The 25,838-nt window shown below is 44.8% G+C and carries 25 protein-coding genes; 4 read left to right on the plus strand and 21 right to left on the minus strand.

All coding sequences use genetic code 11. From position 1 onward, the window contains the following. Window positions 1-86: 86 nt before the first annotated feature. From JUE95_RS00795 to JUE95_RS00805, 3 genes are all read right to left on the minus strand, one after another. Entirely contained in the window at window positions 87-860 is a 774-nt protein-coding gene (locus JUE95_RS00795) for a hypothetical protein (RefSeq protein ID WP_203648475.1), read from the minus strand. 58 nt (window positions 861-918) lie between these two features. Next, window positions 919-2,136 carry an S-layer protein gene (locus JUE95_RS00800; protein ID WP_203648477.1) on the minus strand — a complete coding sequence of 406 codons (1,218 nt, stop codon included), beginning with the start codon at window positions 2,134-2,136 and terminating at the stop codon, window positions 919-921. A 639-nt stretch (window positions 2,137-2,775) separates the two neighbouring features. Continuing rightward, entirely contained in the window at window positions 2,776-3,450 is a 675-nt protein-coding gene (locus JUE95_RS00805) for a hypothetical protein (protein WP_203648479.1), read from the minus strand. A 211-nt stretch (window positions 3,451-3,661) separates the two neighbouring features. Between JUE95_RS00805 and JUE95_RS00810 the strand changes: the two genes are divergently transcribed. Continuing rightward, window positions 3,662-4,183 carry a helix-turn-helix domain-containing protein gene (locus JUE95_RS00810; RefSeq protein ID WP_203648480.1) on the plus strand — a complete coding sequence of 174 codons (522 nt, stop codon included), beginning with the start codon at window positions 3,662-3,664 and terminating at the stop codon, window positions 4,181-4,183. A 72-nt stretch (window positions 4,184-4,255) separates the two neighbouring features. Here the strand turns inward: JUE95_RS00810 and JUE95_RS00815 are convergent, their stop codons facing one another. The 7 genes from JUE95_RS00815 to JUE95_RS00845 form a co-directional block, all read right to left on the minus strand. Next, window positions 4,256-4,522, minus strand: coding sequence for a hypothetical protein (locus JUE95_RS00815; RefSeq protein ID WP_203648483.1), 267 nt, complete (start codon window positions 4,520-4,522; stop codon window positions 4,256-4,258). A 138-nt stretch (window positions 4,523-4,660) separates the two neighbouring features. After that, the gene (locus JUE95_RS00820; RefSeq protein WP_203648485.1) at window positions 4,661-5,923 is read right to left on the minus strand and encodes a hypothetical protein; all 1,263 of its coding nucleotides are present in this window, start codon (window positions 5,921-5,923) and stop codon (window positions 4,661-4,663) included. A gap of 134 nt (window positions 5,924-6,057) precedes the next feature. Beyond that, window positions 6,058-6,378: an LPXTG cell wall anchor domain-containing protein gene (locus tag JUE95_RS00825; RefSeq protein ID WP_203648486.1), complete on the minus strand. Its 321-nt coding sequence runs from the start codon at window positions 6,376-6,378 to the stop codon at window positions 6,058-6,060. Between the two features lie 307 nt (window positions 6,379-6,685). Continuing rightward, on the minus strand, window positions 6,686-7,411 hold the full coding sequence (locus JUE95_RS00830) for an SDR family NAD(P)-dependent oxidoreductase (protein WP_203648487.1): 726 nt from the start codon (window positions 7,409-7,411) through the stop codon (window positions 6,686-6,688). Between the two features lie 138 nt (window positions 7,412-7,549). After that, a complete protein-coding gene (locus JUE95_RS00835) occupies window positions 7,550-9,244 on the minus strand; it encodes an oleate hydratase (RefSeq protein ID WP_203648488.1) in 1,695 nt (564 codons plus the stop codon). A gap of 148 nt (window positions 9,245-9,392) precedes the next feature. Then, the gene (gene fakB, locus JUE95_RS00840; RefSeq protein ID WP_203648489.1) at window positions 9,393-10,259 is read right to left on the minus strand and encodes a DegV family protein; all 867 of its coding nucleotides are present in this window, start codon (window positions 10,257-10,259) and stop codon (window positions 9,393-9,395) included. Window positions 10,260-10,401: 142 nt separating this feature from the next. Next, window positions 10,402-10,842 (minus strand): MarR family winged helix-turn-helix transcriptional regulator, encoded by a 441-nt coding sequence (locus JUE95_RS00845; RefSeq protein WP_203648490.1) that lies wholly within the window; start codon window positions 10,840-10,842, stop codon window positions 10,402-10,404. Between the two features lie 161 nt (window positions 10,843-11,003). Between JUE95_RS00845 and JUE95_RS00850 the strand changes: the two genes are divergently transcribed. Further along, window positions 11,004-12,722 (plus strand): NFACT RNA binding domain-containing protein, encoded by a 1,719-nt coding sequence (locus tag JUE95_RS00850; protein WP_203648492.1) that lies wholly within the window; start codon window positions 11,004-11,006, stop codon window positions 12,720-12,722. 78 nt (window positions 12,723-12,800) lie between these two features. Here JUE95_RS00850 and JUE95_RS00855 read toward each other — a convergent pair whose 3' ends face one another. The 7 genes from JUE95_RS00855 to JUE95_RS00885 form a co-directional block, all read right to left on the minus strand. Beyond that, window positions 12,801-15,305, minus strand: a complete 2,505-nt coding sequence (locus JUE95_RS00855) for a carbamoyl phosphate synthase preATP-grasp domain-containing protein (RefSeq protein WP_203648494.1) — start codon at window positions 15,303-15,305, stop codon at window positions 12,801-12,803. A gap of 4 nt (window positions 15,306-15,309) precedes the next feature. Beyond that, window positions 15,310-16,380: a carbamoyl phosphate synthase small subunit gene (locus JUE95_RS00860; RefSeq protein WP_203648495.1), complete on the minus strand. Its 1,071-nt coding sequence runs from the start codon at window positions 16,378-16,380 to the stop codon at window positions 15,310-15,312. A 28-nt stretch (window positions 16,381-16,408) separates the two neighbouring features. Beyond that, entirely contained in the window at window positions 16,409-16,945 is a 537-nt protein-coding gene (gene pyrR / locus JUE95_RS00865) for a bifunctional pyr operon transcriptional regulator/uracil phosphoribosyltransferase PyrR (RefSeq protein WP_203648497.1), read from the minus strand. 89 nt (window positions 16,946-17,034) lie between these two features. Further along, on the minus strand, window positions 17,035-17,952 hold the full coding sequence (locus JUE95_RS00870; protein ID WP_203648499.1) for an RluA family pseudouridine synthase: 918 nt from the start codon (window positions 17,950-17,952) through the stop codon (window positions 17,035-17,037). Beyond that, window positions 17,945-18,403 carry a signal peptidase II gene (lspA, locus tag JUE95_RS00875; protein WP_203648741.1) on the minus strand — a complete coding sequence of 153 codons (459 nt, stop codon included), beginning with the start codon at window positions 18,401-18,403 and terminating at the stop codon, window positions 17,945-17,947. The genes JUE95_RS00870 and lspA overlap by 8 nt, the downstream gene beginning before the upstream one ends. 173 nt (window positions 18,404-18,576) lie before the next feature. Then, window positions 18,577-20,235, minus strand: a complete 1,659-nt coding sequence (locus JUE95_RS00880; RefSeq protein ID WP_203648501.1) for a formate--tetrahydrofolate ligase — start codon at window positions 20,233-20,235, stop codon at window positions 18,577-18,579. A 16-nt stretch (window positions 20,236-20,251) separates the two neighbouring features. Then, on the minus strand, window positions 20,252-20,665 hold the full coding sequence (locus JUE95_RS00885; RefSeq protein WP_308440882.1) for an EbsA family protein: 414 nt from the start codon (window positions 20,663-20,665) through the stop codon (window positions 20,252-20,254). 25 nt (window positions 20,666-20,690) lie between these two features. Between JUE95_RS00885 and JUE95_RS00890 the strand changes: the two genes are divergently transcribed. After that, window positions 20,691-21,089 (plus strand): ribonuclease HI family protein, encoded by a 399-nt coding sequence (locus JUE95_RS00890; RefSeq protein WP_203648503.1) that lies wholly within the window; start codon window positions 20,691-20,693, stop codon window positions 21,087-21,089. Here the strand turns inward: JUE95_RS00890 and JUE95_RS00895 are convergent. Both JUE95_RS00895 and JUE95_RS00900 read right to left on the minus strand, forming a co-directional pair. After that, complete coding sequence (locus JUE95_RS00895; protein WP_203648505.1) at window positions 21,086-22,198, minus strand: NAD(P)/FAD-dependent oxidoreductase; 1,113 nt, start codon at window positions 22,196-22,198, stop codon at window positions 21,086-21,088. The genes JUE95_RS00890 and JUE95_RS00895 overlap by 4 nt on opposite strands. Before the next feature lie 201 nt (window positions 22,199-22,399). Next, complete coding sequence (locus JUE95_RS00900) at window positions 22,400-23,002, minus strand: nitroreductase family protein (protein ID WP_203648507.1); 603 nt, start codon at window positions 23,000-23,002, stop codon at window positions 22,400-22,402. A gap of 174 nt (window positions 23,003-23,176) precedes the next feature. On the opposite strand from JUE95_RS00900, the gene JUE95_RS00905 reads away from it, so the two are divergent. Then, window positions 23,177-23,845 carry a CPBP family intramembrane glutamic endopeptidase gene (locus JUE95_RS00905; RefSeq protein ID WP_203648509.1) on the plus strand — a complete coding sequence of 223 codons (669 nt, stop codon included), beginning with the start codon at window positions 23,177-23,179 and terminating at the stop codon, window positions 23,843-23,845. Here the strand turns inward: JUE95_RS00905 and JUE95_RS00910 are convergent. Both JUE95_RS00910 and JUE95_RS00915 read right to left on the minus strand, forming a co-directional pair. After that, window positions 23,816-24,301 carry an 8-oxo-dGTP diphosphatase gene (locus JUE95_RS00910; protein ID WP_203648511.1) on the minus strand — a complete coding sequence of 162 codons (486 nt, stop codon included), beginning with the start codon at window positions 24,299-24,301 and terminating at the stop codon, window positions 23,816-23,818. The genes JUE95_RS00905 and JUE95_RS00910 overlap by 30 nt on opposite strands. 46 nt (window positions 24,302-24,347) lie before the next feature. Further along, complete coding sequence (locus JUE95_RS00915; protein ID WP_203648513.1) at window positions 24,348-25,661, minus strand: ammonium transporter; 1,314 nt, start codon at window positions 25,659-25,661, stop codon at window positions 24,348-24,350. Window positions 25,662-25,838: the final 177 nt, after the last annotated feature.

Below are 25,838 nucleotides of genomic sequence, written 5' to 3' on the forward strand. Positions count from 1 at the left end.
GTATCGGTAATTAACTGGTTGCAAAAGGGGCTCTGACATTGCTGTCAGAGCCCCTTTAGTTTACGGAAGTTTGGTGCTATTCAATTTTACTTGGCTAAAATAACTTCAGCCAAAGGATTGTCCTCTCCCGCAGATGAAACGATGTTGGTACCAATATACCAGCTATCAAAATTGCTTAAGTGAGTGCCTGCATTGTACTTAATCACTTCTTCATTCTTTCGGACGCTGGTGCTACGACTTAATTGAGTCTTAATCTTAGCAAGCGTTACTGGTGCAGTAAGGCCCTTAACCTTAATTGTATAAACGTCATGCACGTTTAAGGCCTTTTGAATTTGCTGCGTTAACGTACCGTCTTGAAGAACCGAGTCGGTTAAGTCTTCGTTAGCAAATTTATCCAGCGTTGTTGAGTGGACTGTCCCTGGGAATAAGGTCCGCATTTGGTTTTGCAGTGTTGCATTAGATGTACGGGTGGCTAGTGTTGCACTTGGATTAGGATCGGTGTTGCCGTTAGTCCCTTTAGCCAAATATCCATGCCAAACGTAACCACTGGCCGATTTACTTTTGTTCTTGAGATAATAGTAAATTGCCGTTTTCTTCCCATTAGTGAGTTTAACACTCTTTTGAAGGTACCAAGTGGTCCGCGGATAGTTCTTTAAATTATGCAACTTTTTGGTATGCGTACTGTTCCACATATACGTCGACGTGGTGAGACTCTTAGCGTGATACGCCGGAGTAGTACTTGCATAACTGGTAGTCTTAATAGTTCGGTATGCAGCTTTTGCGGTTGTGGTATTTTGTGAAGCAAAGCCGACACCAACTGCAGCAATTCCCAAAATCAGGCTGCCAATAACTTTTTTCATTACACCGACCTCCTTAAGTGTTGATCTGTTTTCATCTTGTCACATATGCGGATCAGCATTAGTTAGCTCGATAATAAGCCTTAACGTTAACAAAGCCCGTTTGTGTTTGACTGCCATCTACTGGATCGGCGTGATCAAACGTGTATTTCTGACCATTTTGAGCAGTAAGATTCTTCAGGCTGACACTATCAAGAATATAGCTAACTTGACTGCTTGACAGTGGCTGTCCCTTGGCAACTTGGAAGTCGTAATTGCGGCCTGCAGCATCAAGGGTGGTGCTGTCAGTAGCGGTCAAAGTTATCGGATCACCGTTCATCGTATAAGCTCTGATTGACATCATTGCCCCGTCAGAAGCGCTGTTCTTGGAAACGTAGAAGGCAACAGTATCATTGCTTTTAGCTGAAGCAGCAGCTGATTGGTTAACAAACGATGCTGCACCACTGGTATAAGCAACGTAGCCTGAAGGAATACCGTTAACGACACTGGTATAGTTAGCGCCAGTTGTGAGGTTAGCCGTGGTTGCACTCTTATCAAATGGTACGGAACCAGTACCAACTTCTTTGCCAGTGGACTTATCAATGTAGCTGATCTTCACGGCGTTCTGGCTCTGTGGTGCTTGGACGCCTGAGCTGTAAATCCAGCCAGTGATTGATGGGTTCTGGTCATCCTTAACTTGGTAGTATACCCAACCTTCACGGCTCTTAGTTTCAGCGCCGGTAATTGTAAAGGTATCAGTATTGCTGAAGCCCTTTACCTTGGAAGCTTTATATTGTGTGTATTGAGGGTTGTTCCAGAGTGTGTACTTAGAAGGATTAGCCAAAGTGTAGCCAGTTGTTACAGTTGGCATATCAGCCTTCTCGGTGGTGTCAGCAGCTTGAAGTCCGCCGGAGAAACGACCAACATTTTTACCGCCGTAGATCCAGCCGCGGTACTTGCCATCAAATGAAACGATCTTGTAGTAAACGGAACCGCGGTTAGTTGTTACGATTGCGTATGCACGGAAATAGTCCGATGACTTATTTGAAGATGATAACTTGTTCATCGTAGCCTTTGAGGCAACCACGCGGGCACCCTTAGAAGTTCCCACTTTGGTGTACAAAGCATTATCACCATTCGGTGCAACGTTACGTGATTCTGGAGCCGTCTTAAAGTAGGACGTTTTAACAATGTAAGCGCCAGATTTGGCACTGGCAGTTGTGCTGGCCAAGCCTGCTGCGCCAAACATTGATGCAGCTGTTAAACCAACATACAAAGATTTCTTCAAACTAGATTTCATTATCGAAATACACTCCTTTTTGGCCGAAGCCTAATGCAAATCCCCTGATTAGTTATTTAAATTCTAACACTATTATTCTGATTATTGATCCCTTAAAATGCAAGCTTAGTGCATTATTAAGATAACTATTACATCAATGTCATACTTGGTTCAGACGGAGACGGAAATGAATTTTCGCTTGTATTTGTTTAAAAAATGAATATTAGTGACAACATCCGTCTTCCTCCAAACAATTTTGTATGATATGTTAATTATGGAAGCACTCAAAACCGGCATGGTGTACAGGATGACTGTCTTAACCAGACTAAATCATTAATAACTGGAGGATTCATTGATGTGGCAAAAGTACCTAAATGAAGTTCTGTTCGATTCTTCAATCATATTAGCGCTACTAATTGTGGCTACGATTGGAAAAGGTGCTTATGATTTATTTACTAGTGGACACCTTTACCTTTGGAAATACCCCCTTTCTCACATTCACGAAATGCTCGGCTCAGTTATATTTTTCGCGATTGTGGAGCTCATATCCCTAGCTTTGAAACACCAAAAGAAAAGCTAGTTTTAGGCTGAAGAAAAACGCCTTAACCGCTATGGTTAGGACACTAAACAAAGAGACTTAACTGATTTGATGAATGGTGCTTAGGCCTTGCCCGTTGGTGTGTAGAAATAAGTCGAGCCCACTGAGTAGCTAGCATAAGGAAAAATACCATCTTCCTTAGCACCGTTGTAGTGGATCGTTAAGCGGTACTGATAATTACCCTTCTTACTAACGCGTTTATCAGGTAGTTTCAGCATGTTTTTCTTAGCATACAAGTAAGTGGTATTGCCGCTTTTTCTCACCTTGGTGACTTTAGTTGAAGAAAGTGGCTTCTTGTTAACATTGCCTGAACTAAAGTATTCCACGTACTGGTTGGCCGTAAACATGATGGCTGGAGCTTGATGATAACTCGCCTCACTGCTAAACGTTTTGCCCTTAGTCATTCTTGATAACTGATCCATTGCGGTGTACTTGGACGACTTAAAGTTATGGTTAACGCGAACGATAATACTGGTTGCCTTTGTGACGTGTCTAAGCTGATAGGTTAAACTATCTAAAGCAACCGATACGTATTGCTTGTTACCCTTCTTAGTAAAACCAGAGACGGATACTCGTGTATTAGCCGGAATGGTTACTTTACCGACTTTCACTGTCTTTGTGATTACTTGAGGGCCGTTCATAATTGGCGTTTTAGTTGCAGCATTAGCGGCGCCAGCAAAGCCTGCCAACCCTAAAGCTAGACCAAACCCTGTGATGATTAATCTTTTTAATTTCATTTCGTTAATCCCCCTTTCAAAGTTAGTATACCAATGCCCCATTATTTTACAAGATGACGGATTTTAAATGGTCTTCACGCAGCATAATCAATACCGTCCGCAACTACCAGAATCCCCCATCTAACGCGGATGCAAGAAACCCTGTCGTGCTGTAACGACTACTTGCTAGTATAATAGCATCAATGAATGAATAATAGAGATGAGGATTAGGATGTTAAAGGATAAGTTAAAGGCACAACGCAAATCATTGGGATTAACTCAGCAGCAAGCGGCTGAATTACTGAACGTCACCCGGCAAGCCATTTCAAACTGGGAAAATGGCAATAATTATCCTGACATACCGACCCTTATTAAAATCAGTGATCTTTACAACATTTCACTGGACACGCTATTAAAGGGGGATCAAGACCTTATGTCAAAATTTCAGGCAGATTCGCAGGATTTACACTATTTAAGACGGATACGGCATCGGTTTGGCATTATAGGTTCTTACCTATTTGTTCACTTTGGCAATCATCCCAAATGGGGCAAAGGTAATTATATCTTTTGGCTGTTCACCATTACGTTTGCAGTATACATGAATCTCATGTTGATTGTTTTGCAGCTTGCTATCAGCTATATTTTTGATCATACCCTGTCCATCGATTATCTTTCTGAATTACTTATTGTTCTTATCAGCCTTGGATTTAGCCCTATCTTTGGCTGGTGGGCACAGGATTTCTTGAAGAAATAAGCGTTTATCTCATGATATTAGAAAAGCCAGATCTCCTTTATTAGGGAACCTGGTTTTTTGGATTATTTTTACTTAGTCACCCGCAAGTTTCTTTTCGAGACTGTTCAGTGAGTTTAACGGATGTGATCTGACTTGGAAAAGCAAAGCTGTAATCTGCTCCCCATTCGCCGAGGTGTATACCGTCTTAACCATCCGGTAATTTTTCATGAGCACCTTTGGTACATATGCGGTATGGCGGGCATTGGAAACGTCGTACCACACAATTTGTGTAAATAGCTGTGGCTTTTTGATCAGCAGCTGGTTTCGAAAATCACGCTGCTCGTTGGAACGAATGGCCACAAATTGAACTTTTCGGTGCTTGATCGTGTTCAGCTGAGAATCATAAGAGTATGGGAACGTTTTGTACGGAAAGTTGGTTTGTTCAAAATAACGCGTTGTCGGTAACGTCCGTGCTTGTAAGAAGAAACCTGAATCAATTCAGTTATATTCGATCAGCGTTGGTTTACTGCCGGTATAATGTTCACGCATGTACTCACCGAACTTGACGGACGCCACCGGATTGATTTGCTGCCCCTTAAACAGCGCGGTTCGTAAATTGGTATTGCCTCCGTTTAATAACAAGAAGCCGATGATAATCATCAGAACATCTAGTCGAGTAAAGTTGATTTTACCGATTTTTAGATTGAAATTATTAATCAAGAAGCCTAACGAATTAGGCAACAGAACTGCTACGAAAGTGACCGCAGCGAGCAAATAATACCACTGGGTATTACCTGAGAGATAAACCGTCAGAAATTGCAGGCCAATCATTGAAGCGAAGATATAGAAAACATGAGCTTTTTTCCTAAACTGCGTGCTCAGGATCAGCAGCCAGATGACAATCATGGCAGCGGTGAACGGATGACTGATCAGATCACCACCCATTGATTTGAAAATCGTGAAGAATTTGCCGGCTGCAGAAATCGTGTTACCGTACATTGTCAGGTTGGTCACAAAGTAGACTTTAAAAAGCGCGTTTGAGGCATGACCGGCAGCAAACACCGCAATGATGATGACGCTGGGAATAGCAAAGCCAATCAGTGACAGCGATAGAATCTTGAAGAAATTCTTGAAGCACCGTTTGAATAACAGGTACAGGCCATATGCCACGTAGTACCCCACAAAATAGCCGATCAGTGAGAATTTAATCCAAAAGACAATTGAAAATAGTATCCCATTGATCAGCATAGTCGATACTTTGGGGAATTGGTCATGTTGAAAGTCCCTTAAAACGTTGTAAATGAACCAGGCAGTTAAGGGAAAGACCAGTTCTTCCGGACTACCGCCAAAACCAAAGACGTTTGACCCATAGAATAATGCCAGACCGAAGAACGCCACCGTGTACTTACTCTGCTTAAAGCCAGCTAATTCTGCTAATTTAAGCAACACAAAGAAGCCCGCAAACAGCAACGCTGATTCAATCACAAAAAGGCCCAAAAAGTTGTTAAACGAAATCTTAGCAGCCAATGCGTAAATGGCATACATGATTGGACCCCGTTGTTCGAACAGATCACGGTACGGCCAGAGACCGCTGATCCAGCCCCTGCCCATTGTGAAGCTGACGTTAGTGTCATCCCATTGATTGGTTTTAAAGATGGGTGAACTTTCCGTAAACCCGAATATTGAAACTGCTAATAAGATCAACACCAGCCAATTTTGCAATGGGATGCGACGGATTGATTGCGATACTTTCTTGAACATTTGTAACCACCATTTCTTAAATAAAGATTGTCTATAAGATGACATCAAAAAAACTATCGCGGAAAGGACGCGGTGATCTACGCCAATTGTGTCCTGACTTTGATAGGTATTTTGTCTAGCTATAATGTAACGGTTTAATTTGTTTGTTTAGTTCTTAACTTCCACGGCAACGCCGTACCTAGTCCTAACATCGCGATCCCAGTAAAGACCAGCGTTATATTAGTACTTTCACTGGTTTGAGGTAACGTCTGCTTCACGGTCGTCTTGGTTGGTTCTGACTTGAATTCCTTGTGGACTTTTGGAATATGAACTTCCTTTGGTGTGTCTGCTAAAGTGTTATAAGTGGTTGTTCCTGAAGAATCACTGTTAGCGGTTGTATCAGCCTTTGATACAACTGGTGCTAAAGTTAACATCATCCCAGTGGTAATTGTAACGAGTAAAACTGCCTTTTTCATGGTGAATTCCTCCCCCTTTGCACAGGAATATCCTTGCATTTCCCTTATGTGATTACGCCCCGTCTATATGCCTACTAAACTAATAATAAATCAAATTCGACTTATTGTAACACATTTCATCTGCTAATAGAATACTTTTACTTACTTACTAATTGTAACCATTATGCACCATATTAATTCAATACGCAATAGTTTAATTTATTAAATTATCATTTGAATAAGATTTGACTTGGTATTACGTAAAAGACAGGCTGATTCTTCGCTGATTAGAAGAATCTGCCTGTCTTTTTTACAGTATTAATAACAACTAATGTCCTGTAATCACCTTTTTAACTAGTTTCAAACCACCAAACCGCATAACTGTTTTTCCCTGATGGTGATGATTATCGAGAATTAATTTAACCACTGAACCCGCGCCGTCTTCAACGGAACGCATGAAGCGGTTATCCATGTGGTTATTCAGGTCGGTTGAGACACCTCCTGGAACCGCACCGAAGATTTCCACTGGGATGTGCTGTGATTTGAAGCTTTCGCCGAACATTTTCGTCATTTGGTTCAATGCTGATTTACTGGTGCAGTATGCAAAGGGATGAAAGAATCGGTTGCCAGATGCTGGAATCGTCATGTTAATAATGCGGCCGTGATTGCGCTCCAAAATTGGCGTAAACGTTTTGATCAGTTCAAAGTTACCAATCACATTAACGTCTAAGGTTGCTTTTAAATCTGCCGTCTTGGTAGCAAGCGGCTCAGCGTCCATATCACCGGGAATACCGGCATTATTGACTAACACCTTTAATTCGGGGTGAACGTTAGCAATTTTATCGGCTGCCGCGTGAATGGTTGCCAGGTCATTGAGATCGATTGGAACCCATGCAACGGTAATACCTTCCGTTTGCAACTGCTTAACTGCTGCTAATCCCCGTTCTTTGTTCCGGGCGCCTAACAGGATTGTCCAGCCCTTTTGCCCCAGCTGGCGGGCAATTTCAAAACCGATGCCCTTGTTAGCACCAGTGATCAATACTGTATCTGACACTTTAAGTCCCTCCTTATTGAAAAATTATCGTGACTATAGTTTAACATGCAATCCAGCGGTAAGCGACAGCTTAAAAACGACTAATAAAAGGATCGAAAGCATGATTGCTTTCGATCCTTTTACAGTGATTACAATTGACTAAGCGAAGAGTTTCTTGGTTGCTTTTGCCAACGTTTTTAAATCCTTATCGTAACGCGGATTATGAACCAGTTTACTCATTGGAATGCCGGTAAAATGATAGGCAGCAATTTCGCCTGAGCGAACGGCACTTTGTTCGGTGAAGACCATTTGATATGGCTGATCAGCAAATTCACCGGTGAACGCCAGGTTCGTACTGTGATCAGGAATCACCTTTGGCCGATCCGTTTTAGCCCGGTTGTTAAAGAGTGCTGAGGCGTATGGCATATAAACTGGAATGCAGTTAATAATGCTGTCCATGATATCAGCCTTTTTATCCATAATATTACCAGGACCCGGATCAACTTTTGACAGCTGACCAATGAGTTCTTCAGCCATTTCCTTGCCGGTCATTTTGATGTACGGTTTATCTACGAATTCACCATAGCGCCGTGGATATAAGAAGTAGCCCCAAATAACGGATTCATTCGGTTTCTGCGTGGTGAAATGCGGTTGATGGTGAACCACGATAGACATATTCACGTCTTTTTGTCCTAGGTCAGTAATCGGCGTAGTGGAAATAAACGAGTTCAGCGCGTTACCAGGTACTTGAGTGGTGATCCGAGTAATCTCGTTTAGCAGTAAATGGTTCTTAGTAGTTAACGTAAAGCTGCTCCACTCACTGGCGTTCCGATCCGCGAAGAACTTATCAGGATTACCAAGATTGTAGAAGTGTTCCGTAGCTTTCTTCCACAGCCCTGAGGCAGCCCCATAGTCCATATTTTCTTCGGCTGGAGTGTTGAAGTCACCCATGGTAGCTGAATCGGTAATTGAACCGTTAGTAAAGATAACAGCCGTCTGTTCGTCCACGTCCACCGTTTCCTCTTCACCGGTTTCCGTGTTAGTCATGACCAGTCCAGTCACGGTGATTTCATCTTGAAGCGGGGTATCCTTAAAGTGCCAGTCGGTGACGCGTCGATTCAATACGAAACTGCAGCCTTGGTCTTTAAGGTAATTGATCAATGGTTTCATGATACTTTCGTACTGGTTGTAACGGGTTCGGTTGACGCCGACTAAGTGTTCGATTTGCGTAAATTCATAAATCATTTGGTGCATGTAGCGACGTAATTCTTGAGCCGAACTTTGAATCCGGAACGCAAAAGTGGTTTCCCACATGTACCAGAAGTTAGTTTGGAACATGTGCGGATCATCTTTGAAATATTCCGCGATGGTGACATTATCCAGCCGTTCTTCTTGGTCATCGGGCATCAAGATAAGTTTAGTTAACAGTGAACGGTCTTTGTTATTCAGACCCAGTTTACCGCCGTTAACGATACCCTTACCGCCTTGCAGCAGCCGGGCCTTATCGAAAGTCCGGTGACGGGCGTCGAATTCCCTAGTGTCAGCTGCGGCAGTCATGCCGGTTTCAGTGCCTGAAGGGATCCGGCCCAATAAGTCCATCAAATCTACGTAAGTTCGGTAGTTTAACATCCGGCCGCCACGGGCAATATAGCCTTCATGGTTTTTAGTAGGATGGTTCTTATTCCAATAGTCATCCTTAGCGTATTTTGCCTCATCACCGTCGTTTGAACCATGGTCATCAATTGAATAGAACGTGATTTGATTACCGGACCAGTGTGCTTCTTGAATCAGATAGACCGCACTTGCCATGTTGGCTAAGCCAGCACCAATCATAATCGCTTTTGTTTTCACCATGCGAAGACCTCCTAGATCTTTGATTTCTGATCATCTTCATTATAAAACGCTTCCAACAAATACAAAACCTTTCTGCAGAAATCAAAGAAAAAAGGACGCCGCAAACTTGCGACGTCCTCAGAACAATTTGAATTATAATTGCAAAAAATCAAGCTTTATCCGTATCTATAAGCCAAGCCAGTGCCAGCGATTTCTCGCCTAAATGGGTGCCAATAACGGGACCAAAGTAACTCCGTTCAATCGGAATCTCTGGAAATTTATTTTTAATTTGTTTCTGCCAGTTGTCCGCACCTTCAGGATCGTTACCATCAATAATAATGGCACGAATTGGATAATCCGCAGCTTCAACGGCTTCGGCAAATAAATCTTCAACCCGCAGTAGTGCTTTCTTGCGCGAACGAACCTTTTCAAACGCTACGATCTCGTGGCTTTCATCGTCAAAGGTCAACAGCGGTTTAATCTTCAGCAAACTGCCGACGAAGCCGGAAGCGTTAGATAGGCGACCCCCCCGAACGAGGTTTTGCAGGTCATCAACAACAAAAATTTCGTCGATAGTCGCCCGAACAGCGTCTAAACGTGAAATGATTTCCTCAACTGTTTTACCAGCCACGGCCATTTTCGAAGCCTCAATCGCTAAATAACCCATTAACTTTACAGTAATCTGTGAGTCATAGACGACCACATGTGTGTTGGTTAAGTTTTCGTTAACCTGCTTAAGTGAGTTGACAAACCCAGAAATCGTGCTGGCCAAGTGAATACTGATAATCGTGTCATAGCCCTCATCACCCAATTGCTGGTACAGTTGGATCATTTCACCCAGCGGTGGCTGTGAGGTACTGGGAAATGATTTGGAAGAGCGCAGTTTATCCCAAAATTCCTCGGTGGTAATATCCACACCTTCGTTGTAGGAGCGGCCGTCGATGATCACTGGGATCGGGACGACGTGAATCTGATAGCGCTCAATGTCCTCTTTTGACAAATAGCTGGTACTATCAGTGACGACAGCTATTTTCATGGTAAACACCCGTTTCTTTCTTCGATTTAACTTACCCTTTGTTTAAGTCTGGGATTAATTGTAACTAATACACGGTATGAAAGCAAGCATGTACAAAAATGTAACGATTGCTTAAAGTTTACGGCAACCGTTACGAAAGAGCTTACTTTTGATCTTCTTTTAAGATGCTATCGGCGCGATCCAGACTGCGGCTAAGCCGGTTCAGCATAATCTTCATCATCTGCTGTTCATCTTCTGGCCAGTAATGAAAGACTGCATCAATCAGGGCGTCATAGTCCTCATTAATATGCTGCAGCGTGTTGTGCCCAGTTGCCGTCAGCGCGTATTCCAATTGTCGGCGATCTTTCCCCACAGCGGTTTTAGAGACGAGCTCCTTACTGGTGAGGTTTTTTAGCTGCCGGCTTAAAGTCGAGGTATCCAACTGCAGGGCATCTGCCATGGCATCCTGGGTGATGACCTGATCTTCGATTTGACGTAAGAGCCGCCACTCGGCGATCGTGACGTGGTAGTGCTTCGTAATTTTAGTGGTTTGAGTCTGCAATGATTTCGCAGCTAAACTTAAGTTATCTAAGATTCCCTCCAAGGCACGCGTCCCCCTTCGTTAAGTATTTACTTGTATTATACATCTTTTTGCTTAAAATGCGTCTTTATTTACTCTTAAATTCGTTCCAATCTGCTTTACTATGCTTGTGAACACCGTTATACTAGTAGCCGTGCGAAAATACGAACGAAGGAAGTGAGACCATGTCATTCGATGGTGCATTTACCCACGCAATGGTTGGCGAGTTAAGCCAGCAGCTGGTTGGCGGTCGCGTTTCAAAGATCAACCAACCCTATAATAATGAAGTGATCTTAACCATTCGGGCTAACCGGAAGAGTCTGCCGTTACTGTTATCAGCAAACCCTACCTTTGCCCGAATTCAAATTACTGATATCCCCTATGTCAACCCAGTGACGCCCACCAACTTTACGATGATGATGCGGAAGTATCTGAGTGGCGCTATTTTGACCGGTATTAGTCAAGCAGCCAATGACCGGGTGGTTCACCTAGATTTTACCAGTCGCAACGAACTGGGTGACCAAGTGACATTGCGCTTGATCATTGAAATCATGGCTCGTCACAGTAACGTCATTTTGATTGACTTGGCTTCTAGTACCATTTTGGATACGATCAAACACGTCGGCTCTGACCAAAACCGGTATCGGACCTTGTTACCAGGCGGTCATTATATCAATCCGCCGGCACAGGATCTCACAGATCCATTTGAAAGTGACGCTAAAGAGGCAGTTAAAGCGTTAGTCCGTGACTACCCCAACGAGGATGTGCTCGCTCAGCAATTACGGCATACGTATCAAGGCCTCGGCCAAGACACTGCTTTGGGGCTGGCTAAGGCCCTGCATCAGGCAGGTGATCCGGTTGATCTTTTTAGCGCCTTTTTCAAGCGGTTTGATCAGCCAGAACCGGTGTTAGTGACCAACGATAAAGGTAAAACCGGCTTCAATGCCTTTCCGTACGGTCAGGAACACGTTACCAGCAAGTCGTTTGATAGTTTAAGCGCTATGTTGGACTTTTACTATCAGGACCGTGCCGAACGTGACCGGGTTCAGCAGCAAGGCAGTACCTTAATTCACGTGGTTCGTAATGAACTCAAGAAAAATCGGACCAAGTTAAAAAAATTGCAGTCCACGCTTAAATCAGCTGAAGACGCGGATGAGTACCGGATTAAAGGCGAACTGCTAACGACTTATTTGACCAAGGTGACCCGTGGCATGACCAGCATCACGCTGCCGAATTTCTATAACGATGAGAAACCGCTGAAGATCAGCCTATCCAATCAAATCAGTCCGTCACAAAACGCTCAGAAGTATTTCAAAAAGTATAATAAGTTAAAGGCCTCGGTGAGCTACGTTAACGATCAGATGGCTAAGACCAATGCCGAAATTGATTACCTCGAAAATATCAGTTCACAGATTGAGTTGGCGGCACCTAAAGACCTGGCCGATATTAAGGCCGAACTGCAGCAAGGCGGCTATTTGCGTGATCACGAACACAATCAACGCAGCGGTAAGAAGAAACGGCGTCAGGTTTCAAAACCAGAAGTCTTTGCTGCCAGTGATGGCACTAAAATTGAGGTTGGGAAAAATAACCTGCAAAACGAAAAACTGACACTGCACAGCGCTGCTAAAACCGATATTTGGCTGCACGTTAAAAACATGCCGGGTTCCCACGTGATTATTCACGATGCCAACCCTTCAGACCAAACTTTAGTGGAAGCTGCTACCATTGCTGCCTATTATTCTAAAGCTCGTCAATCCAGTTCCGTACCGGTTGACTACGTTCAGGTTAAGAAAATTCGCAAACCCAATGGCGCTAAACCTGGTTACGTGATTTATGAAGGCCAAAAAACGCTCTTCGTCACCCCTGACCGTGAGTTTGTGGAGAGATTAAGCACCAAGCAATAAAGAATTTTTATATACAGTCTATAAAAGCCATGATTTTCAGTATTTGCTGAAATCATGGCTTTTATTTTTAAACGTATTTTACAGTGTTTCAAAGCTTATTCTTGCCCCCACCTCTTGGGTGGTTAATCCGAGTTGATCAGGCAGCTGCAGTTGCTTAAATGGGAAAGTTCCCCGAACCTGCGAACGGCGGTCTGAATGAATATCCACCGCTAGCTTTGAAATCAACTCTTCATCGATTTCGCCTAGCGCCTGACGTACAAGCATCCGGACCCAGTTGATTCCCGTTACCTTATTCAGGTAGGCGATGGTTGTCAGCCGGGTTGGTCTGACACCAGCAAACTGCGGCTCTTTTTTGCCATTAGTTGTATATAGCATTTGAACCATGCCAGTTCGCTTATGGGCACCAATATAGCTCTTGGCATGTGCAATGATCGCGTCTAACTGCTGAGGAGTCAGTGATGCTGGCGTGCGCATTAAAGTAATCTGGTCCAAGGTCGTGGCAATCCCCTGATCTGAACGGAGATCACTGGCTAATATTGGCACAATATGACCCTCAGTTACAAAAAGATCGAGGCCAATATTCGCGTGATCACTGAGTAACTCACTGCGTTTTTCCTGGTCAGGCGGCAAAATTGATATTGAGTAGTCGCGTCGTCGCAGCTCCCGTGTAAGATAATGTCGGTTACCAGGGACGAAAATTTTAACGGGATGTTCAATGGCAATCACGTTCATAATGTCGCCTAACTGGACGGGGTCAATAATCTGCTTATCTGTCAGTGTTGCAGTTAACGAACCAGCATTGGGATTAGTGTTCATAATCACTGTTTGGTAACCAGATTTTCTGAGTTGTTTAAGCATTTCAGTTGTGAAATAATCGGCTGATGCATTTGGCCCCAGCTGATTACCGCCCCGTCCCAGTACCAGTACCGTTTTGTCTGAAAGCTGCTGGCTTTCGTTTTCCAGCTCGAAAGTACTGTAATAGCCAGTTGGCGTGCCCAACAGTTCACCGGCTGAAGGTTCAATACCCTTATAAGTTGGCGAAATGTGATTATCCTGTCCCAACTGACGGACATTATCAATATCAGTCTGCCACATTCTGGCAATCATGCCGTCCCCAAAGCCGTAGTAACGCCCCTCATGCAGCGCGTCTACTGACATTGGGTGCTTTCTGATGTCTTGTTCGATCTCTAAGATATGTTTTAATTTTACAAAGTAGAACTGATCGATTTTCGTCAATTCATTCAGTTCGTCGACTTGATAGCCACGACGTAGTGCCTCCAGCAAAATGAGGATTCGACTGGATAAGGGATGAATCAGCTGTGAGATAATTTGTGAGTCAGTTAAATCACTCATGGATGGTAATTCGTCTTGCGGACTGAACTGTGACGATCGTAATGCTTTTAAAATTGCTTCTTCAGTACTTCGACCAATACCAATCGTTGATCCCACTGATTTCATGACCGTACTTAAATGCCGGTCAGCGGATTTGACATCTTCGAATGGCCACAGTGGAATTCGAACCACAACGTGATCCAGACTAGGCTCCAGCAAAGCCGTTTGGCGAAAATGGTAAATGTCTGGCAGACGCACATCCGTCAGTTTCTGGTTTAAGTATAAATTAGCGGCTACGTATGCAATCGGGTAACCAGTGGCACAGGCAGCTAACGAAGTTCCCCGGTCATTATACGGTGTGACTTTAGTGACGTAGTAGCTTTCACCGTCAGCACGCAGCGCAAAGTGAGTGTGAACTACGCCGGTAAAGCGAAATTGATTGTTGATTGCAAAAGCGGTGTCTCGTAACGATTCGTATTCAGCGTTACTCAACGTTAAAGTTGGCGTGACGACCATGGAATCACCGGAGTGAATCCCGATCGGATCAATGTTTTCCAGTCCGGCAATCAAGACTTGAGTACCCATCGTATCACGCATTGAGACCAGTTCAATTTCCTTATAGCCGACGATGCTTTGTTCGATAACACACTGTTTAAACCGTGACCATGATAGTCCGCGAGAGACGGCACTGATCATGTCAGTTTCGTTTTCACAGAGCATTCGGTTGGTGTCAATCTTCGGTGCAATTGGTTTAACGATCACCGGATAGCCAATATCGTTGGCGACGTTAACGGCTTCATCCAACGTGCCAATAGTTTCCGAAGCAATCACTGGTACGCCGACATTGCGCATCACGTCGTTGAGCCGATCTGGATTATTGATATCCATCATCGCATCAGCTGGAATACCCAGTGTTTTGACGTTGTTATCAGCCAAAACACCGTTTTCCTGCAGTTCCTGAATCACGCTGATTGCAGTTACGCCACCCACTGTGGGCAAAATCGCATCTGGCTGTTCCTTTTCGATGATTCGCTGGACATTATCCGCGGTCACCGCTTGAATGAACATGTTGGTCGGCTGCACGTCTTCCAACGAGGCGGAAAACGGGTTGTTATCGATTAACAGTGAGCGGATGCCCTGTTTCTTAAACGCCTGCATGATTTGAACACACGCGGCGTCCAATTCGGTTTCATGGCCAATCTCGGTTGGTCCCCCACCAATTATGAGTATTTTTTGAATTTCAGTATCCATCTCATCACTCCCGAGTCCCCATGATTTCAATAAATTCATCGAAGAGGTCAACTGAATCGTTAGGACCTGGCGCACCATCCGGGAAAAATTGAACTGAAAATGCTGGATAATCCCGGTGACGCAGTCCTTGAATCGACCCATCGATGATATCCAGATAAGTTGTGATCAGCCGATCTCGGTCAACCGAATCCGGATCCACCACGTATTCCTGACTTTCCATGGCGTAAATAATTTCGTTAGTGATCACCTTGCGAATCGGGTGATTAGCACCATGGTGAGATAATTTTAATTTCGTAATTTCCGAGCCGTTAGCCAACGCGAATAATTCGTGTCCCAGACCAATTGCAAATAGCGGAATCCGTTCTTGAATTGTCCGAATCATATCTAACACACTCTCTGGTAAATCCAGTGGTGATCCAGGTCCGGTAGAGAGTAACACACCGTCCGGATCCAGATTGATCACGTCTTGCGCACTGGCATCCCAAGGTAAAACGGTGACGTTGCAGTCCCGTTTTGACAGCTGCCGTAAAATGCCGTGTTTCAGGCCAAAGTCGATCACAACCACGTTGTATCCTTGGTTAGGGTTGGGGTACGGCCGCGGCGTGGCGACTTGGGCAACCTGCTGGCTGGTCAACACGGTAGCATGCAGCTGATCGAATGCATGGTCATCAGCAACATCTACGATACTGCCCTTAATGGTGCCAGTTTGGTTAATTTGGCGAATTAAATGCCGAGTATCAATGCCGCTGATACCAGGAATATTATGCTGTTTTAAAAATTGATCCAACGAAAGTGACCGTTGCCGATTCTTCGAAATGTCCGTGACGTCACGAACGACCATGCCCTTTGCGGTTGGCAGAATGGATTCATAGGCATCGTGGGCAATTCCAATACTACCGACGATTGGCTGAGAAAAGACAATAATCTGATTGTGGTAGATTTGGTTGGTCACGATTTCTTGGTAGCCCAGCATACTGGTGTTAAAGACGATCTCACCAGTGGTTGTGGCACCAGCACCGAAGCCGTGCCCTGGGTAAATTGAACCATCTTCCAATATTAAAAAGCGTTGTGCCATTTATATCATTCCAATCCTGATTACTATGCTATCTTTCAATGATTTCGACACTATCGTGACCGTCGATTTCACTGACTGATACTTTGATCCGTTCCTGCTGTGAACTTGGAATGTTTTTGCCGACAAAATCAGCACGGATTGGTAATTCACGGTGACCGCGATCAACTAAAACGGCTAGATTGATCTGTTTTGGCCGGCCAAGGTCCATGATGGCACTCATTGCGGCCCGAATTGTCCGACCGGTATACAAAACGTCGTCCACCAAGATGACCTTCTTATCGGTCACTGGAAAATCGATTTTCGATACGGTGACTTGGGGATCAGTATCCTGACTATCATGTTCAATATCATCACGGTATTGAGTCACGTCCAGTTCACCTACGGGCACACTGGCGTTTTCTAACTGTTTTAACCGGCTGGCAATTCGTTGTGCCAAATACACACCGCGGGTCTTAATGCCAAGAATTACTAGGCCGTCGATTCCTTTATTATGTTCAATAATTTCGTAAGTAATTCGTGTCAGTGCACGCTGCATTGCCATTGCATCTACAACTACTTTTGCCATGAGTGGCCTCCTGTTTTTTTAATTCTAATGTTCTCAAAAGACTGCTATAACCTAACCATATGCTGGAACGGAAATACTTGCAAGCCATATTATTTCAAGCCAGGTGTCTGTTCCCGAAGCCGGTTGATGACTTTCTGAAAGTCTGCCGGTAACGGAGCCTCAAACACCAGCTGCTTGCCCGTGACCGGGTGCCTGAATCCTAATTTCTTGGCGTGCAGAAATTGACCAGAGCCCGCGATGGTTTTGCGTGGCCCGTACAACGGGTCCCCAGCTAAGGGGTGACCGATGGACTTCATGTGCACCCGAATTTGGTGAGTTCGTCCCGTTTCAAGCCAGCATGAAATCAAGGTATAGTTCAAGTAACGTTCCAGTACTTTAAAATGTGTGACTGCATGACGGCCATCCGCTACAATGGCCTGCCGTTTCCGATCCTTCGGTGAACGGCCAATTGGCGCGTCGATGACGCCGGTATCTTGCTTAATCACGCCGTGGACCAGCGCAATGTACTCTCGCAAGTTAGTTTTATTCTTTAGTTGAGCAGCCAATGAGCGATGCGCGTTGTCGTTTTTAGCCACCATCAGCAGACCCGAAGTATCTTTATCGATCCGGTGGACGATCCCTGGGCGGTACGTCCCGTTGATCGTCGATAGCGGTGAATGGTACAGCAGCGCGTTGACTAAGGTGTGATCAGGGTGCCCTGGCGAAGGATGAACCACCATTCCCGATGGTTTATTAACCACGATAACGTCATCATCTTCGTAAACAATGTCCAACGGAATGTTTTCTGGCTCTAAGTCTAATGGAACCGGATCAGGAATCGTTACTTCGATTTGATCACCCGGTTGGACTTTATACTTAGGCTTTTCCACCTGAGAATTAACCAAGACGCGGTCTTCTTCGATAGCCTGTTTTAAGTGTGAGCGGCTTTCGTCCGGCATCATCTCACTTAACACTTTGTCCAGACGACCGGATTGATCCGTAATTTCTAACTGAACCTTCTTAGGCATGGGGTGCCTCCGATTTATCTTCCAAGAATAAAACTACCATGATCCAAATCACGCCGACCGTTAAACAAGAATCGGCAAAATTAAAGATTGGAAAGTTAATAAAGTCTAACTGAAACATATCTACAACGAAGCCGTTAACGAGCCGGTCATAAAAGTTCCCTAGGGTTCCGGCAATCATGAATGCCAAACCAATTTCATACTGCCAATTGGTACGGTAGCGGAATAAAAACCAGATCATCACTGCTAGTGCAGCCACCGAAATAATCAGGAAAAACCACTGCTGACCGGCTAACATACTCCAAGCAGCGCCGTCGTTTCTGATATAAGTTAAAGAGAAGACTCCCGGCAGGACGGTATGCGTAGCGCCCAGGGCAATCGTTGCCACAACGGTATGCTTGATCCATTGATCGATAAAAAATAATAAAATAATAAATACTGTACTTAGCCCAATTAACAAGTTGGCAACTCCCTTTATTCGTGTGATGTGAATGATTTAGATAACTCTTATTATATTCGATAGCACGGATATAGGCAATTCATCCCGGCCTTAAAAGGACCTATTTTCTGAGTCATAAACAAAAAGCGGCCGATAAACTGATTGTTATCTGCCGCTTTGTTTGTTTTTTAAAAGAGACCAGTAATCTTACCGTCAGCATCAATATCCATATCCAAAGCTGCCGGATGTTTTGGCAAACCGGGCATGGTCAAGACGTTACCTGTCATGGCAACGATAAAGCCGGCACCCAGTTTTGGCACAAATTCCCGCACGTGGATGGTAAAGCCTGTTGGCGCGCCCAGCGCTTTGGCGTTATCAGAAAGCGAGTACTGCGTTTTCGCCATGCATACTGGTAGTTTGTCCCAGCCAAATTTAGCAAACCGCCGCAACTGGCGTTTAGCCTTTGGCTCTAGCACAACGTCTTTGCCGCCGTAAATTTGCTTGACGATAGTGGTCATTTTATCCACGACATCGTCATTTTGCTGGTAAAGTGGTTTAAAGTGGCTAGTCTGATTAGTAGCCTCAACCACAGCATCAGCTAAGTCAAGGGCACCGCCGCCACCGTTTGCCCAAACCGTTGTGTCATAGGCCGGTACGTGGAGTTCGTTTTTAATGTAGCCCAGCAGTTGATTGATTTCAGCATCCGTATCGGAAGTGAACCGATTAACTGCAACCACCACTGGGACACCGTATTGCTGCATGCTATCTACGTGCCGTTTCAGGTTAGCGGAACCGGCAGCTAAGGCTTCCAAGTTTTCGGTTTCCAAATCGTTCTTGCTGACGCCGCCGTTATACTTCAGTGCCCGAACGGTTGCCACGATCACCACTGCGTCCGGTGTTTTGCCCAAGATTGGCGTTTTAATATCCATAAATTTCTCACCGCCAAGATCGGCTCCGAAACCGGCTTCAGTAACGACGTAATCAGCCAGTTTTAAAGCCGTTTGGGTGGCTAATACGGAGTTGCACCCATGAGCAATATTGGCGAATGGACCGCCGTGGATAATTGCTGGCGTGTGCTCTAGTGTTTGAACCAGGTTAGGTTTGATGGCATCCTTCAATAATAAAGTAATGGCACCGCCGACTTTTAAATCAGCTACGGTGACGGGATTCTTATCATAGGTATAGCCAATGACGATCCGGTTGATTCGAGCTTTTAAATCGGCTAAATCTTTGCTCAGACACAGGATCGCCATTAATTCACTGGCGACGGTAATGTCAAAGCCGTCCTGACGGGGAACTCCGGAAGTCCTGCCGCCCAAACCGATGACTGTTTGACGCAGTGCCCGGTCGTTAATGTCCAAAACCCGTTTCCAGATGACCTGCCGCGGATCGATATTGAGTTCATTGCCCTGCTGAATGTGGTTATCAATTAACGCAGCCAGGGTATCATGAGCCTCGGTGAGGGCGTGCATATCACCCGTAAAGTGGAGGTTGATGTCTTCCATTGGCACGACTTGAGCGTAACCGCCGCCGGTAGCGCCGCCCTTCATCCCCATTACCGGACCTAAAGAGGGTTCTCTCAGTGCGATTGCGACTTTCTTGCCCTGCCGTTTAAGGGCATCGCCCAGGCCGACTGTAACCGTCGATTTGCCTTCACCAGCCGGCGTCGGGTTGATGGAAGTCACTAGAATTAACTTAGAATTCTTGGTATCACCCTTTACCGGCAGTTTGATCTTTGCCTTTACCGCCCCATAGGGTTCGATTTGGTCGGCGGAAAGGCCTAAATCAGCCGCAATCTCTGTAATCGGGGCTTCGTTTGCAGCTTGTGAAATCTCAATATCGTTCAATTTAACAACCTCCAGTTTATTTACTTGCTTCTTCCTTCGTTTCACCAATTATATTACTCAGTTCGATAGTAGAATTCAAAGGCATAATGAATTGATAAATTTTACCGCCGTAAATAAAGCCCAGACGGTATTTTGAAACGTGAAGCTCCTGCACGTCCTTTAAATGGATGTTGACCCAGTTGTGATTAATGACCCGGCTCACACGGACGATACCGTGATCCAGGTAAATATGTCGATAATGAATCTGCGCCCAGGTCAGTACTAGGAAGATAATTCCCAGTGTGTAGGCAATCCATTGCAGCTTGGCCGATACCTCTAAACCGATAATTAAGCCGAGGAACAAAACGCAAAACGTCCAGCTCCAAAGGATAATGCTGCTTAGCGGCGCGGGTTGATATAAAAATTTTCGTTTTTGATTTATGATAGAAATACCTCATTTCGAAAGGCTTGATAACATGTATACATTATACACAGATGCAGCAACTAACAATGAGACTCAGCACAGTGCAGCGGGCATTTTGATCGTCCATGCTGGTCACCAGCAGCAGTTACATGCGCACCTGCCTGATAGCGACAATCACCATGCGGAATTTTACGCGGCATTAGCCGGTTTTAATGCGTTACTGGAACTTCTCAACGGAAAGGCTAAGAACGTCACCGTTCAATACTTCACTGATTCAAAAATCGTTGCCGACAGCGTTGAAAAGCGCTATGCCAAGCATTATCAAGGCTTAGTCGACCAGCTATTAGCCAAGCAGGCTGAATTTAACCTGGTAATCACCCAGTGGCTGCCGGAAAAGCAGAACCAGGGTGCCCATAACCTTGCCCAACAGGCGTTACATGAAACTGATTAACTTAAATAATTGGTCAGCGGCTTTTCGTAGTTTGACCAGTCTGGTGTCCCACCATAGATTAAAGTTCCGGCCAGTAAACGACCAATCAGTGGTCCAGTAGTTAATCCTGAGGCCCCTAAGCCGCTGGCAACTAACAACTTAGGATAGTTATTCAGCCGACCAAAGAACGGCGCAAAATCCGGTGTATAAGCGCGCGTTCCGACCTTGGTCCTGGTAATGCTGTCTTCAGTTAAGTAATCAGCAAACTGTCTGGCACTGCCCAATAAGTCCTGAGTAGCTTCTGGCGTAGCGGTTAAATTAAACCCGGCCTCGTCATCGTGTGTTGCACCTACGATGAGTTTGCCGTTTCCAAACGGAATGAAATCCCGTTCACCCTCGGGCATCAGGACGGGCATGTTTTCCTGTGATTCGTAATTGGGCACCGCCAGTTCGATCAGCTGGCCTTTTTGCGGCCGAACTGCAGCCTTAATGCCTAACGGTTTAAGCAGTTCATTCAGCCACGGGCCAGCGGCGATAATGACGTTATCAAATTTATGCGTCCCAGTTGAAGAGAGAATGTTACCCTGCTTATCAAAGCTTACGCGTTCGTGTTTAACCGACAGATTGACCCGTTCAGCTTGCTTTAGCAAGTTAGTGACCAAAGCTTCACCATCAATTCTGGCACCGCCGCTAACGTAAATTCCGGGCTGCGGATTGGTTAAAAGTGGGATTCGCTCCTTAACATCAGCGGCAGTTAGCAGTTCAACGTCACCCATATCAGGTGCATCTTCGTGGCGTTCTTGGGCCAGCACGTACAAATCGTGCAGATCCTTTTCGTTGGTTCTGGTAATGATGGTTCCCGTTTGGTCATAGATATCAGTGGAAAGGTTCGCACGGCGAGCCAGCGTCATTAACGTTGTGGCACCGTCCTTTGCTAACTGATACCATTGCTGATTTCTTCTCTTTGATAGCCATGGTGAAATAATTCCGGCGGCCGCTTTTGTTGCCTGACCAGAGCCGTCATCAAACAAGGTTACGCTGAGCTGATTGCCCCCAGGTAAACTGCTGAGATAATACGCAGCACTTGCCCCAACGATGCCGCCGCCAATAATTGCAACTTTCTTCTTCATTATATTTACCACACCCCTGAAATCAATTTTGTTTCATAGCGTAATTCTAGCATACTATCGCTTTCAAGATTTAACTAGAAAATTTTGAAAATTTACTGAAAAATAAAAATAGTGCCAGGCAGCTTATCCTGTGATACGCAAAAAGTCCTTTACATCGTTGATAAATGTAAAGGACTTTGACATATTCTTATTAAATTATTTTTACTTTAGTACTTTAAAACGGTCTGCGTCAGCCATGAATTCCTTATCGCCAGCTGGTGCTTCGATTGAACCAAAGTCCATTTCTGCACGCAGTTGCCAGTTAGCTGGAATGTTGAAGGCAGCTTTGACTTCATCATCGATCAAAGGATTGTAATGTTGCAGGTTGGCACCCAAGCCATTTTCGGCGAGCGCGGTCCAAACTGCAAATTGAGCGTAACCTTGGCCCTGTTCAGCCCAGTCATTGAAGTTATCAGCGTAGAGTGCAAAGTCGCTTTCAAAGCGGTGAACGATGTCCATATCCGTGTAGAACATAACCGTCCCAAATGCAGACTTGAAACCGTTGATTTTCTGCAGAGTCTTTTGATAGGCTTCTTCAGAAGGAACTTCAGACTTTAAGCGTTTGGCCACGATGTCCCAAAGCTTTTCATGACTGTCGCCAAAAAGAATCACGGCACGGGTGGTCTGGTTATTAAATGAAGTTGGTGCCCACTTGATGGTTTCCTTGATCAAGTTTGCGATATCATCTTCACTAGCGTTCACATTACGGCCTAGTGCGTAGATTGAGCGGCGTTGTTTTGCTAAGTTTAAAAGTTGTTCCTTCATGTTTTAAAATCCTCCAATATGTGTCAGTCATTTGTTTACAAGTGCTAGTATAACAGCTTACTTTTTGTAAGTAAAGGATAAGGTTACTTTTTATTCAGAAAAATGACAGGGTTTGTTCTGACTTGAGTGACATGCTAAACTTGAAACATTGAATAACACGAAGGACGTGACGATATGCTTCACCAACGAGCCGGCCGTCAGCTGCTTAGTCAGTACGGCTACTTTTTTGTTTTATGGTTAGTAATACAAGTTTTTATTAACGTGCCAATTCTTAATCTGACTAGCGGCTGGACAGAGGAGCTGCTGACGGATGCCGTTAAACTTTTTATTTGGCTGGGCGTGGGCCTGTTTATGATTTTTCACACCAAAAGGGACCGGTTCGCTATCGAACGGCCCTTTCAGGTGAACTTAAAATTTAAACCACTCTACATTACACTGATTGCAATCGTTATTTACATGCTGGCAATGGCGTTTATTCAACGTCACAGTGTTGGCATCGTTGCCACGTTTAAACCCACGATGCTGCTGCAGGATTTCTTAGTAGTCGGTATCTGTGAGGAAACGGTGTTTCGCGGCTATTTGTTGAATCGGCTGAGGAAAATTGTTGATTCTGAGCAGACAGCCTTACTCATTCAAGCGGTATTATTTGCCTTGATTCATTTACCGCGCTATCTCACTACCTACCCGCCACTGTCATTTCTCACGATTTTGGGCCAGTTAGTGACGGTAGCTATTCTCGGCTACTTGTTTGGCTGGCTATTCCTTAAAAGCCGGTCACTGTGGCCTGGAATTATTGTTCACTCGGTCTGGGATCTACTGATCGTTCTCTTGATTGGCAGTTAGATGCAACTGACCGTTCATAATTGAAGATACAGCTGATACGACTGTCGGCTTCGTGAAAATGGCTAACATTTCCATGAAGCTCTCAGCCGTATTTTTGGCGTTCAAATCGGCTAAAGGCAACCAGAAAATGTGCCCCTCATCGCCCTGTTTAAGGTCGCCAGAGAAGTGGCTAGTTCGGTACAGAAAACCAATTTTTCGGTACCCTGCTTGCTGATCAAACCACTCCACGCAGCCACAGGATTCAAGCTGGCTGATCTGCAGGCCGGTTTCCTCAAACACTTCACGAATCATGGCATCGGCTACGGGCTCGCCGGGTTCAACGTGTCCCCCCGGGAAAGTGTGACCAAATTTCCAATCAACATCGGTTTTATCTTCCACCAGGACCTGCTTAGTTGTTGTGTCATAAACCATGCACATATTCACCAGTTCGACTCTTTCGGTGCGATCGAGTCCCATGAAACCACCCCATTTACTTTGATGATTCCATTATAAGGGAAGAAACTCATTCCCGTAAACGGGCAGTTTGACCTTTAAACTCGTTTGCGTAAATCTTCATATCACTTTGGGCTTTGGCAACGTCATCACTTAAATCAACGGTATAGTCAGCTTCTTCACCGTGTTCACCGATATCCAAACCAAGTGCCTCTTCATCACGGTCAACACGCATTGGCATCACAAGCTGAAGTGCTTTGATCAGGATAATGCCCATGATTGTCACGAAAACGATGGTAATTGCCGTAGCCGCTAACTGGACGAGAAACAGGTGTGCGCCACCACCGTAAAAGACACCGTTGGTTGTGACCGCATTGTTGACGGCTTTAGTGGCAAACAAACCGGTTGCAATACTGCCGATAATACCGCTGACACCATGGCAGCCGAAGGCGTCTAACGCGTCATCAACCCCGATCCGATCCTTTAGGACATTAACGAAGAAGTAACTGCCGCAAGTTGCAATCAAGCCAATCCAGAAAGAACCAGTAATCGTAACGAAACCAGCGCCGGGTGTAATGCCAACTAAGCCGCACAGCGTCCCCGTGCAAACACCGACCAGCGTTGGTTTACCCTTCACAAAAATATCTAAGAACATCCAAGCGACCATTGCCGTCGCGGTTGCCACCGTGGTAGTTATTGTTGCTTGAACCGCCACGTTATTAACGCCAAGAGCTGAACCGGCGTTAAACCCGTACCAGCCGATCCAAAGAATTGTGGCACCAAGCAGGACCCAAGGTAAGTTGTAATGGGTGTGCGGAATGTCACCAAATTTGATTCGTTTACCAAGGAAGGCTGACAGTACGAAAGCCGTGACCCCTGCGTTGATGTGAACAACTGTCCCGCCCGCGAAATCTAGGGTGCCAAGTTTAGCGAGGATGCCTGAGGGGCTCCATACCATGTGAACCATCGGGTAATAAATAAAGATTGACCAAACAACTAAGAAGGAAAGCAGAAATTTAAACCGGATTCGGCCAACTACCGCCCCAACGAATAATGCTGGCGTGATGATGGCAAACATCATTTGAAATAGTGAATACAAACTGGTTGGAATATGGGTGCTGGTCAGCGTGTTTAAGTTTAAACCACGCATAAACGGATGTGCCCAACTGCCAAATACCCCACCATGATCGCCAACGAATGATAATGAGTATCCAATTAAGATCCATAAAATAATGGCTACACCAGTCATAATGAAGACGGACAGCATCGTATTAACGACGTTGCGTTTTGATACCAAGCCACCATAGAAAAAGGCTAAACCTGGTGTCATGAATAAGACTAGAATACTGGATAGAATCATGAATGCAACGTTAGCAAGATTCATAAAATCACTTCTCTCTTTTATTATGTTATGAATTCTAACATGGTTTAAAATACTATTCCAGCGGTATTTCCCTGATGTTAGATGGAAAAAATCAAGAGTTTACTGGTAAACAGCTTGAATTCAATATGAGAGAAAGATTAAATTTTTTTGAGAATTGTCGTAGTTGTGTTAGATTTT

It is taken from the genome of Secundilactobacillus yichangensis, from assembly GCF_016861565.1.
GTDB lineage: Bacteria > Bacillota > Bacilli > Lactobacillales > Lactobacillaceae > Secundilactobacillus > Secundilactobacillus yichangensis.

Bases quoted from the DNA above. Each gene is read 5' to 3' on its own strand.
- JUE95_RS00825 (WP_203648486.1), bottom strand. From the start codon at position 6,378: ATGAAAAAGGCAGTTTTACTCGTTACAATTACCACTGGGATGATGTTA.
- JUE95_RS00900 (WP_203648507.1), bottom strand. From the start codon at position 23,002: ATGAAGGAACAACTTTTAAACTTAGCAAAACAACGCCGCTCAATCTAC.
- JUE95_RS00810 (WP_203648480.1), top strand. From the start codon at position 3,662: ATGTTAAAGGATAAGTTAAAGGCACAACGCAAATCATTGGGATTAACT.
- JUE95_RS00905 (WP_203648509.1), top strand. From the start codon at position 23,177: ATGCTTCACCAACGAGCCGGCCGTCAGCTGCTTAGTCAGTACGGCTAC.
- JUE95_RS00870 (WP_203648499.1), bottom strand. From the start codon at position 17,952: ATGCCTAAGAAGGTTCAGTTAGAAATTACGGATCAATCCGGTCGTCTG.
- fakB (WP_203648489.1), bottom strand. From the start codon at position 10,259: ATGAAAATAGCTGTCGTCACTGATAGTACCAGCTATTTGTCAAAAGAG.
- JUE95_RS00910 (WP_203648511.1), bottom strand. From the start codon at position 24,301: ATGGGACTCGATCGCACCGAAAGAGTCGAACTGGTGAATATGTGCATG.
- JUE95_RS00860 (WP_203648495.1), bottom strand. From the start codon at position 16,380: ATGGCACAACGCTTTTTAATATTGGAAGATGGTTCAATTTACCCAGGG.
- JUE95_RS00850 (WP_203648492.1), top strand. From the start codon at position 11,004: ATGTCATTCGATGGTGCATTTACCCACGCAATGGTTGGCGAGTTAAGC.
- pyrR (WP_203648497.1), bottom strand. From the start codon at position 16,945: ATGGCAAAAGTAGTTGTAGATGCAATGGCAATGCAGCGTGCACTGACA.
- JUE95_RS00820 (WP_203648485.1), bottom strand. From the start codon at position 5,923: ATGTTCAAGAAAGTATCGCAATCAATCCGTCGCATCCCATTGCAAAAT.
- JUE95_RS00915 (WP_203648513.1), bottom strand. From the start codon at position 25,661: ATGAATCTTGCTAACGTTGCATTCATGATTCTATCCAGTATTCTAGTC.
- JUE95_RS00835 (WP_203648488.1), bottom strand. From the start codon at position 9,244: ATGGTGAAAACAAAAGCGATTATGATTGGTGCTGGCTTAGCCAACATG.
- JUE95_RS00855 (WP_203648494.1), bottom strand. From the start codon at position 15,305: ATGGATACTGAAATTCAAAAAATACTCATAATTGGTGGGGGACCAACC.
- JUE95_RS00800 (WP_203648477.1), bottom strand. From the start codon at position 2,136: ATGAAATCTAGTTTGAAGAAATCTTTGTATGTTGGTTTAACAGCTGCA.
- JUE95_RS00805 (WP_203648479.1), bottom strand. From the start codon at position 3,450: ATGAAATTAAAAAGATTAATCATCACAGGGTTTGGTCTAGCTTTAGGG.
- JUE95_RS00895 (WP_203648505.1), bottom strand. From the start codon at position 22,198: ATGAAGAAGAAAGTTGCAATTATTGGCGGCGGCATCGTTGGGGCAAGT.
- JUE95_RS00890 (WP_203648503.1), top strand. From the start codon at position 20,691: ATGTATACATTATACACAGATGCAGCAACTAACAATGAGACTCAGCAC.
- JUE95_RS00795 (WP_203648475.1), bottom strand. From the start codon at position 860: ATGAAAAAAGTTATTGGCAGCCTGATTTTGGGAATTGCTGCAGTTGGT.